Origin of the sequence: Pseudohongiella spirulinae (assembly GCF_001444425.1) — a bacterium.
GTDB classification, from domain to species: domain Bacteria; phylum Pseudomonadota; class Gammaproteobacteria; order Pseudomonadales; family Pseudohongiellaceae; genus Pseudohongiella; species Pseudohongiella spirulinae.
Map to the genome: position 1 here is coordinate 951,247 of NZ_CP013189.1, position 9,903 is coordinate 961,149.

Here is a 9,903-nt window from a genome sequence, read left to right on the forward strand (position 1 = left end):
CTGTTACTCCGGATCAGTTTGTGCTTTATTGTATTGTGTCAGTGTGACAGAAACAGAATGCCGGTGACAGACTCCTCATTGCGCTGTAGCAGTACAAAAATATCATCGCGCCCGTCATCATTTAAATCGCGCAGTGCCAGATCGCCCCTGGCGGCACTTTCGTCCAGCGGGACAATCGTGTCCGGGGCACGGTCACTGACAGCCCGAACGTCCCGATTAATTTCGATATCGAACTGATCAATGATGCGGCGGATATCGATTTCATAGCTGTCGACACTACGACTGTAGTTCAGTGATGCCAGAAAACGATCATCAGAGGGATCGGCTTCGGGTTGCAGAGCCTGGTTGAAAAGCTGCAGTTGATCGCTCATCAGTACCAGCAGGTCGGACATGGCCTGTTGTGTGCCATTTACCCGTGCAGCAGGTATGACAGCTTCCATCGAACTGGCCCGTTCGCGGACTTCGTTGACCGACCCGATCAGGCGTAACACAGACGGAAAACGCAAGGCAACATTGATCCGCCGGGAGGGACGACGCGCAAAGCTGTCGCCCTCGTTTGGGTAGATGTAGGCTTCAAGATTGATGGTGCCGGAAATAGCCAGCCATAGAAAAACGTCGCTCAGCGATACCTGTTCGACCCGCCATAACCACAGGTCAGGCTGGTCGTCTTCGTTCTCATCATAAAGAAATACTGACAGCACATTGCCGCCGGAACGCAGAATCTGGTCAGCCTGCTGCAGATCCACGCCCTGATCAGTTCCCAGGTGCAGTGCGACCCGCCCCCCTTCACGCAAGATCAGATCGTCAAAGCCATCACCATTCATGTCGGAAAGGATTTCTTCGTGGGTGAGCGCCAGCACGCCGGTCAGATTGGCGAAATCGAGTTGATCGAAGTCGAAGTCTCCCAGCCGTTCGCGAATCGCCAACCGGTCCACCGATATGTCCGGTTCGCTGTTGAACCAGACGGCTTCGTTTGAGCGAGCAAGAAACACATCCAGCCGTTCCTCGGTATCGGAAATCAGATCAGGCAGCCCGTCACCGTTGACATCACGCAGGGTCATCAGCGGAATGCGCAGTGCCTGGCCAACCTCGCGGCCCAGCTCCCGTCCCGGATGCAACACTGAACGCAATTGCATGTCGGACACTACCCGCAGTGGCTGTTGATAGCTGCCGTCGGTGGACCGGATAAAAATACTGAGTTCGCCGGCGCCCGGTATGATCAGATCCGGCCGACCATCATCGTTCAGGTCCCGACTCAGACTCAACTGATGCACACCCTGTGGAAGAAAACCGCTGACATTGTCCAGCAGCGTTTCTGCCTCACCAAACTGGTCCTGTTGCAACTGCCAGCGCTGCACCTGCTGACCATCAATAAGAGCAATCAACGCGAAATCATCGCTGATATCCCAGCCCGTGGCCTGTCCGGGCAGGGTCACGCTGGTTTGTGGGGCATTAAAGTCGAACAGACCATCCTGTTGGTAAAATAAATTGATGGTATTGCCATTCTGAGTCAGCACGTCGCTCAAGCCATCCTGATTGGCATCAACGATGATCAACTTCTCTGTATCCGGCGGCAGTGTAAAATCGATGCGCGTATAACCTTCAATGGTGTTGGCGTTTACCGTTGCGAAATTCCCGGCGACGACGAGGGCGGCAAATAACGCGACTTGTCCTGGAAAGAGATTCATGGTTGTGAGATTAGTGCAGTAATGGTGTTGGAATGGAAAAGTAGAATGTCCGGCACTTGATCGCTATTGATATCATGAACCTCAAAGTCCAATATTGTGCGACCTGGCACATATTGCCAGAAAGGCTCGGCCGAAAACTGCAGATTGTCGGAAATGTTCCTGGCGGCCAGGGTGCCTTCCTCCGTCAGGTACAGGGCGTCAATCCGGCCATCACCGTTTATGTCACTATGGAGCTGGATTGGACTGGTCAGGCCGCGAATGCTGGATGCGGAGAAGCTGTCGTCCTGACGAAAATCCGGTCTATTGTTGAACACCAGACCGTTGCTGCCCGGGCCATACAAGAGCTGGGTTCTTACGATGCTGGCATTGCGAATGGCATTTACCAGCGGGATGGTATAGTAGGTGACACTGAGCTGGCGTTGTCCATTTTGCAAAAGATCGCTTGTGCTGATACGCAGGTCATACCCACTGAAGCGCATGACCTGACTGGGTTGTTGCAGATCAAAATGTCCTCCCTGATTCAGATACAGGAAGACATCCCAGTTTTCACCTCGTTCGACAATGCGAACGATGTCGGTCAGCCCGTCGCCATTTAGCTCCAGCAGTTGAATATCCCCCTCCATAACGACAGGACCCTGCCAGGTGACGGGTGAATCCGCCTCGCCAACTCGATCGCGACTTACGATGTTGATCTGTCCGAACAAGTCATTACCGACATTCAGAAAAACAATGTCGGCTGCATCCCGGGCGGTCATATCGCTGAGTACGGCGGGCGGCAGCCAGCGCTCGGTTTCCAGAAGTGTTTGTGAAGCATTGGCTTTGGCGTCGACCACAAAGTCCTGAAAGTCAGAGGCTGAACGGGGGATAACCCGGACAACCAGTCCGTCCTGTTCGTTGAAGGATACTTCGGTGGAGAAGCGGCCGGCTGCTGGCGGTAGCCGGCTGGGGTCGATGTCAGTATTTTCAGTTCTAATCTGACGAATTAATTCAAAGCTCTCATGGTCGGTGGCGCTGAAATATCCGTAGCCATCAGTGCCAGGCAGCAGCAGGTCGACAAAGCCGTTACCCGTCAGATCCCGGGGCTCTGGCAGAAAGTAGGTTATCCGGCGCTCAGGTACTGATGCCAGAAATGGCCAGTCGAACAGATGCCGTATATTGCCGGCATAAGTTGCCTGTGCTGTGCTCAGACTGAAGACTGAATTGCCAGTGAACAGCAATAGTTCCACACCCGGTTCAGGTCTTACATCAGCAAAGGTCACGGCGACAATTTCCGGGCGGATATCCACAATGCGGCTTGGCTGTGCCGGAAAGCGATGATCTGCCTGTTGCTGGAAAATCAGTAACTGTCGACCCACACCAGCCGCCCAGTGCGGTACGATGAGATCGATCAGCCCGTCGCCGTCGACATCCGCAAGGCGGATATTATTTGGCCATTCAGGAGCCGGAATTTCAGATGCAATGTAGTTGCCTTGCGCTATCGCGCTTCCTGAAAACAAGGTGGCAAGCAGGGCTGCCGTTACAAAGCGCCGTTGCTTCATTCTTCGATCAGCTCCCCGAAACCGGTGCTTGCCCGGAATAGTCCCAGTACATCGTATTGCTGCTCAGCTCCGGTGCGCTGATATTGAAAAATCGAGAACATTAGCAGATCCCCGATGCGCAGACGGGTCTGATCGGGATTGAGTGAAGATTCATACCTGAATAGGGGCCAAAGGCTCAACTGGCTGAGGCGTCGACCCGGATGCCAGAGCGTGATCTGCTCTGACATCACACGGGACCCGCGTCTTATTTGCAGTGTCACTTTATCGCCCGGATTGTAGCCACTGTTGATACGGGAGATCAGATCCTGAGCCGATGTAATTGCCTGCTGATCCAGCGACAAAATAATATCACCGGATTGCAGACCGGCATCAGGCAGCGGACTGTGCTCGAACCAGCGAATCAGTTGGGCACCAAATACGGGTTGTTGCTGGCTGTCAGTGGTGCGCGTGCTTGTAAAGCCGGCTCTGAGCAGCACCGGGTCCGCCCGGTATAATTCGACAGGGGGCAGTTGTACCAGTGAAGAAGCCTGAACATTGACATGCGCTGTGAAGACAGTGGTGTTGCGTCTGACCTCAAACTCGAAGCGACGATCTGAGCTGGTTTCCAGAGCCAGCGCGTCCAGAACATCGGGTTCATTACTGGGCGCACCATCAATACTCAGGATCACATCACCGGCCCGGATGCCGGCCCGGTCAGCGGCTCCGCCCGGGCTGACGGTGCGAACGCGGATTCCGGGTAATATGCTGATGTTGGTCAGGGAATCACTTTCGTTGATCGTTGCGCTCAGACCAAAATCCACTGCAGGGGTGCCCGCGCTTGTCGGGTTGCCCGTGAAGTCAGACTGCTCAGCAGACATGGAGACGCTGGGCGCCAACTGACGAGGTTCGGTACTGACACAGGCGCTGATTGCGAACAGGCACAGGGTGATCGCCATACTGCGAATTGGCCTGACATTATACAGGCTGGTGACAGGGCTTAATTTCATAGTCGCTTCCGGCTGATGGCCAATAGAGCGATCATGACAAAAATCAGCAGTTGTGGCCACGGTACCCAATAGTTAAGCTGTATGGCACCAGGGTTGATCATGACATCGGAAAAACCCCTCACTAATCGGCTGACATCCTGCAGATAGGACTCATTGAGCAGTGAGGGCAGATAACTGATGTAAAGATAATCGGCCAGATTGCCGACCAGACCTTTCAAGATGTCCATGGCCAGTGTGATGCCCAGCGCCGCAACGATTGCCTGCGTGCCATTGTTGGCTAATACAGAGATGGCGATGCCCAGGGCGATGGCAGCGGGCAGGGGAATTATGGCCAGCGTCAGACCCAGACGTATTTCATCGATGATTTCATTTGTGGCAATCAAGACATAACCGTCTTCTGCGACCGGCACAAAATCCCATAGCAACCAGGCACAGAATGTGCTCAGCACCAGCAACAACAAGAGTGCCAGGACGCCAATAATATGCGACAGGGCCAGTTTTGCCATGACAGTGGTGCGGCGACTGACTCGGCGGATAAGAATATGCCGTAACACGCCACTGTCCTGATCAGCCGCCTGGTTCCATGCGGCGTAGGCGACCAGGATCAGGCCACTGACGGTGAGTCCGGTCAGGTAGGCATCGACCAGCGAGCCCCAGGCATCCGCGCCGTCAATCTGACCAAAACTGCTGGCACCCATCAGCGCATCGCTGGCTTGCTGCGATGAACTGATCAGCTTGCCCAGAATCAATTGTGCGCAGGCAATAAGCGCCGGGGCGATCACCACCAGCCGGGCTGAATTGCTGCGCAGCGCAACAAACAGCTCTGCGCGCAGGGCGATAACAAAGGCGTTCATAAGGCTCGCCCCGTCAGGCTGTCGTGAAATATCTGGCTGAGGTCCTGTGTCTTGGCGCCCAGTTCGGAAACGGCAAAGCCACCATTGACCAGCAACCGGTTAATCTCGGCAGCTTGCATGTTTTCGAGTTTGAGTGTCAGGCGACCGGCAGAATCGATGGTCAGATCCTCTGCCTTTGTATGATGCGCCAGGAACGCTTGGGCAGCTTCCGGCCGGTCGCAAACGATGGTCAGCTGTAGTTGTTGTGTTGATACCAGTTCCTTGAGCTGGCCGCTGCGTGATATGCGCCCTTGGTGTAAGATGGAAATGTGCGTGCAGATTCTTTCCAGGTAAGCCAATTGGTGGCTGGACAGCAGAAAGCTGCTGCCTTCTTCGCGATTGAGTTTGAGAATCAGCGCCAGTACGTCCTCCACTCCGCCGGCATCCAGGCCATTGAACGGTTCGTCCATCACAATAAAGGCGGGTTGACCCAGCAGGGCGTGGGCGATGGAGACCCGGCGCCGGTTGCCCAAAGACAGCTGCTTTATCCGATAATTGCTGTAAGAGGATATGCCCAGCAGGCGTTCGACTTCGGAGGCTGAACGGCAGGGCTGCGGGCAAAGCAGGCGGGCGTGTTCCAGTACCTGACGGACGGTCAGATGCTGATGGATAGCCGGGTTGTCAAAAATGCCCACGACATCACCGCCACCTTGCCACAGCTGCAACGGATCGCGCCCCATGATGCGGATTTCTCCATCATGGAAGGTCTGCATGCCCAGTACGCACTCCATGGTGGTCGTTTTCCCGGAGCCGTTCAGCCCTACCAGACCATGAATGGCGCCGGGTATCACTTCCAGATTCAGGCCTTTCAGTACCTCTGTTGCTCCGAAGCGTTTGCGCAGGCCGTTTATTGACAGAACTGATGTTGCCAAGGAGTCGGTCTCCGCAGTGTCTCAGTCAACAAATACATCATCCACGCGGAGCTCTCTCACCGTGCCCAGCTGCTCCAGCGATTCGATGTCCATGCGGCTGGTGTCGCCGACGATGGAAATGAGCTTGGGGCGATCCGCTACCCGATTGCGCTGGAACTGCAGCACATCTTCAAAACTCATTTGCTGCAATTGCTCAAAACGCTGCGGGCGCGGGTCGCCCGACATGCCCAGACGTTCCCAGGAGCGAACCATGCCCGGAATCTGTCGAGCACTGGCTGTTGATGTGCGGTAAAGATTAATCTGCGAACCCAGCGCATCATTAAAACGTTCGGCCGACTGGGGCATGTTGTCAATCAGATCAACAAACGCCTGCAGCGCATCAACAGCCTTGTCGTTCTGTGTGCCGATCACTCCCAGCATAAGGGTCTCGGAATCCGTGCGGCTGCCCTGGGCGTATCTGGCAGCCGCCGAATAGGCCAAAGCTCTTGCCTCTCGCAGCTCCTGAAACACCACGCTGGACATGCCTGAACCAAAGTAGCTGTTGTATAACGAGGCGGGCACAGTCAGTGATTCATCATAGAGCTCATCCGGGAATTCGATTCGCACTTGCGCCTGCGCGGTCTCACGATGGATGAGGTAGATTTCATTTTCAGCGATCTGGCGCGCGAACTGATTACGGTGGGCAGGCGGCTCATTCAGCTGTTCAGGTAGCTGGTGATGGCGAGCGAGAATGTCATTGACCCGTGATAGGGGCATGGAACCGGTATAACTCAGTGTATGTCTGTAGCCAAGCAACTGCGGGATGATCTCCAGCAGTTGATCCAGTTCAACGGCCTGTATCTGTGCGCTGCTCATGGTACGCAACATCGGTGATTCATCGCCATAACGATTGAAGAGATACAGCGCCTGACTGATAGCCTGCGGATTCTCCCGCTGGTCACGGCGTGACTGCAGGATAGTGCTCTTCAGCTCACGCAGGGTTTGCTCATCACTTTGCGGATCCCGCAACAATGACAGCATCAGGGCCAAAGACTCTTCAAACTGTGGATCCATGCCGGAAATACTGATGGACATCTCGTTGGCGCCGACGTTGAAGCTGAAGTTGCTACCCAGGCGGTACCATTGTTTTTGCAACTCTTCTGCCGGGTAATCAGGTGTGCCGGCTTTGTCGATCAGTGCAGAGACCAGGCTTAGCAGATCGTACTCTTCCGTGCCGACATCAATATTGATGCTGAAGGTGAATAAATCGTTTAGCTGGTTGCGGGCGTAATACAGCGGAACCTGCGTGCTGAATTCAGCGATCTGATAGTCGACGCCTGCCTGCAGAAAGCGCGGCTCTATGTCGTCGTAGGGCATGGCAAGTATCGCTGCAGCATATTCAGACTGCCGGCTGGGGTCGACCTGTATGGGATCAATCTGTGGTTTTTCCACTGGCGGAATGTCAGCCGGACCGTTCAGTCGGTGCACAGCCACGTAGTTGTTGCTGGTAAAGTATTTGTTGGCAACATCGATGACATCCTGCTTAGTCACACGCTCTAAACGACGAATCTGGTTGATGGCCGTGTTCCAGTCACTGTGCTGCAGAAAGGCCTGGCGCATGGCGGCAACGCGGGCCGTGTTGGATTCCAGAGCCCGTTTGTCCATGGCTTTGAAATCATTGACGATGGCCGGCAGAATCCAGTCCTCAAATTCGCCGCGCTTGATTATCTCAAGTTGTTCCAGCAGCAGACCCTCGACCTCTTCCAGTGTCTGGCCCTCGCGTGGCACACCCCAAAGGCGTTGTGAGCCGTAATCGTTATGAAACTCAGGAGAACTGCCGGCGGCCTGAACGCGTTGGCGCTGGTTCAGGTTCAGATTGATCAGGCCAGCGGTGCGATTGTCCAGAATCATGTCCAGCAGCATCAAGGCTTCTTTGTCAGCATGGCCATTAGGCACCGTGCGGAAGGCCATCTGCACCTCTTCCTGCCCCGGGTAGGTCACGGTCACCCGTTCGATATCGGCAATAGGCTCTTCGTCCCAGCTTTGTGCGGGTGGCAGTGGCTTGGCCTGCCACCTGGAGAAATTGTCAGCGATCAGTTGGATAGTCTGGTCAATGTCGATATCGCCACTGATAAAGATGGCCATGTTGTTGGGCACATAATAGGTATCGAAGTATTCCTGTATGTAAACCAGCGATGGATTTTTCAGGTGTTCGGCATCGCCGATAGTGGTCTGCTGACCATAGGGGTGGTTTTTGTAAAGCAGGTCGGCCAGGGCGTAGTAAGAAATCCGGTCACGGTTGTCCAGGGTGCGGTTTTTCTCCTCATAAACCACCTCCAGTTCGGTGTGGAAAAGGCGGAAGACCGGGTTGATAAAACGATCGGACTCGATAGCAGCCCACTGGGCCAGGCGGTTGGCCGGGAGCCCAACCTTGTACACGGTTTCTTCGTGCCAGGTGTGCGCATTCAGGCCGCTTGCACCCATGCTGCTGTAGAGCTTGTCGAACTCATTAGGGATCGCGTACTCGGCAGCCTGCTGGGCGGTGGCGTTTATCTGCGCGTAGATTTCAGCTCGTTCAGCAGGATCAGTGCTGTTGAAATGTCTCTCATACAGCTCAACTATCTGGTCCAGATAGACTTTTTCTGCTTCGAAATCCAGGGTGCCGAGTTCGGTATTGCCCTTGAACAGCAGGTGTTCAAGATAGTGTGCCAGACCGGTAGCGTCTGCCGGGTCGTGTTTGCTGCCGGCACGCACTGCGATTTCAGCGTAAAAACGCGGTTCTTCAGGGTTGCGGCTCAAATAAACGCGCAGCCCGTTGTTCAGTTCAAAAATGTGAGCGCCCAGCGGATCATCCGGGTTGGGCGGGTAGATGCGTGTGTACTGCGCTCGCTCTGGCTCGGCGCTGTCGCCAACTGGTGTTTGTGACTGTTGTGGCGAACAGGCCACGATCAGCAAGGCGCAAATTGCCGTGATGGTGGTGAATAAACGTCGCGTGAGCGAAGCTGACTGGAACATGACCGACTCTCCGGAACTCAACTGCTGATATGGCTAATGTATAGCAATCTGCGAATAATTCCACTGCCAGGCAAGTATACGTCGATAAAGTGCGGGTAGTTCAGGTCAAATGGTCAGCTTGATGGATGCGTTTTACCAGTAGCTTTCGTAGCTCAATTGTCCTTTCTGTGTCGCGGTGTTCTGGCGAAAGCCACGGGGCTCCAGTTCACGAATGGCATCCTGCACCATGCCGGGGTTGCCACATAACATGATGTGAGTGTTGTCCGGGCTGAAAGCCAGTCCCAGCGCCCGCTCCAGCTCGCCACTGCGAATGCTGGCCGGGATATGGCCTCTGATTGCGCCGGGTACGGTTTCGCGGCTGATAAACGGCAGCAGGGCGAAGCGTCCGGGGTGGTGCAGTTTCAGCTCATCGAACAGCGCCCGATACTGAAAATCCTCTTGCGTGCGCGCCGCGTAGACAAGCACCACGGTCTGAAAGCGTTGCCAGATATCATCGCTTTGCAGCATCGATATAAAGGGTGCAACACCCGTGCCGGTAGCCATCAGGCATAAAGTGGCAGTATCCGGCACATTGTTCAGTGTCAGCGTGCCGGCGGGATTCTTGTCGACCCACACAGTGTCACCAGGCTGAGCTTGCGACAGTCGGCGAGACAAATCACCCTCCAACTGTGTGTAGAAAAAGAACTCCAGCGGTTGCGCACCCGGAGCGCTAAGGATTGAGTAGGGCTGAGCAATCCGCTGGCCATCAATGTCCAGAGCCAGGTTGGTGTATTGCCCGGCAATGAAGGGCCTGATATCGGCCTGAATTTTCAGGGAGAATAAATTGCTGGTCCAGTGGGCCACGTCTGCCACTGTGCCTTTGACCCAGTCTGTCATCGGGAACTGCCTGCAGTGAATCTTTGAGATGAATGATTAATAAGCGGGCGCGCATT

7 protein-coding genes are annotated in these 9,903 nt (G+C 54.8%); all 7 read right to left on the minus strand.

The features are described 5' to 3' along the window. Nucleotides 1–38: 38 nt before the first annotated feature. The 7 genes from PS2015_RS04490 to PS2015_RS04520 all read right to left on the minus strand — a co-directional run bounded on the left by PS2015_RS04490 (nt 39) and on the right by PS2015_RS04520 (nt 9,847). A complete protein-coding gene (locus PS2015_RS04490) occupies nt 39–1,688 on the minus strand; it encodes an FG-GAP repeat domain-containing protein (protein ID WP_058021103.1) in 1,650 nt (549 codons plus the stop codon). Continuing rightward, a complete protein-coding gene (locus tag PS2015_RS04495) occupies nt 1,685–3,226 on the minus strand; it encodes an FG-GAP repeat domain-containing protein (protein ID WP_058021104.1) in 1,542 nt (513 codons plus the stop codon). The genes PS2015_RS04490 and PS2015_RS04495 overlap by 4 nt, the downstream gene beginning before the upstream one ends. Then, nucleotides 3,223–4,212: a PDZ domain-containing protein gene (locus tag PS2015_RS04500; RefSeq protein WP_058021105.1), complete on the minus strand. Its 990-nt coding sequence runs from the start codon at nt 4,210–4,212 to the stop codon at nt 3,223–3,225. Before PS2015_RS04500 ends, PS2015_RS04495 begins: the two co-directional genes overlap by 4 nt. Next, nucleotides 4,209–5,066 carry a hypothetical protein gene (locus tag PS2015_RS04505; RefSeq protein ID WP_058021106.1) on the minus strand — a complete coding sequence of 286 codons (858 nt, stop codon included), beginning with the start codon at nt 5,064–5,066 and terminating at the stop codon, nt 4,209–4,211. Before PS2015_RS04505 ends, PS2015_RS04500 begins: the two co-directional genes overlap by 4 nt. Then, on the minus strand, nt 5,063–5,977 hold the full coding sequence (locus PS2015_RS04510) for an ABC transporter ATP-binding protein (RefSeq protein WP_058021107.1): 915 nt from the start codon (nt 5,975–5,977) through the stop codon (nt 5,063–5,065). The genes PS2015_RS04505 and PS2015_RS04510 overlap by 4 nt, the downstream gene beginning before the upstream one ends. A gap of 21 nt (nt 5,978–5,998) precedes the next feature. Beyond that, nucleotides 5,999–8,971 (minus strand): M16 family metallopeptidase, encoded by a 2,973-nt coding sequence (locus PS2015_RS04515; protein ID WP_058021108.1) that lies wholly within the window; start codon nt 8,969–8,971, stop codon nt 5,999–6,001. Between the two features lie 132 nt (nt 8,972–9,103). Beyond that, the gene (locus tag PS2015_RS04520; RefSeq protein WP_058021109.1) at nt 9,104–9,847 is read right to left on the minus strand and encodes a ferredoxin--NADP reductase; all 744 of its coding nucleotides are present in this window, start codon (nt 9,845–9,847) and stop codon (nt 9,104–9,106) included. Nucleotides 9,848–9,903 lie beyond the last annotated feature (56 nt).

Excerpts from the sequence above, each read along its gene's own strand:
- PS2015_RS04490 (WP_058021103.1), bottom strand. The coding sequence starts at position 1,688 with ATGAATCTCTTTCCAGGACAAGTCGCGTTATTTGCCGCCCTCGTCGTC.
- PS2015_RS04495 (WP_058021104.1), bottom strand. The coding sequence starts at position 3,226 with ATGAAGCAACGGCGCTTTGTAACGGCAGCCCTGCTTGCCACCTTGTTT.
- PS2015_RS04500 (WP_058021105.1), bottom strand. The coding sequence starts at position 4,212 with ATGAAATTAAGCCCTGTCACCAGCCTGTATAATGTCAGGCCAATTCGC.
- PS2015_RS04505 (WP_058021106.1), bottom strand. The coding sequence starts at position 5,066 with ATGAACGCCTTTGTTATCGCCCTGCGCGCAGAGCTGTTTGTTGCGCTG.
- PS2015_RS04515 (WP_058021108.1), bottom strand. The coding sequence starts at position 8,971 with ATGTTCCAGTCAGCTTCGCTCACGCGACGTTTATTCACCACCATCACG.
- PS2015_RS04520 (WP_058021109.1), bottom strand. The coding sequence starts at position 9,847 with ATGACAGACTGGGTCAAAGGCACAGTGGCAGACGTGGCCCACTGGACC.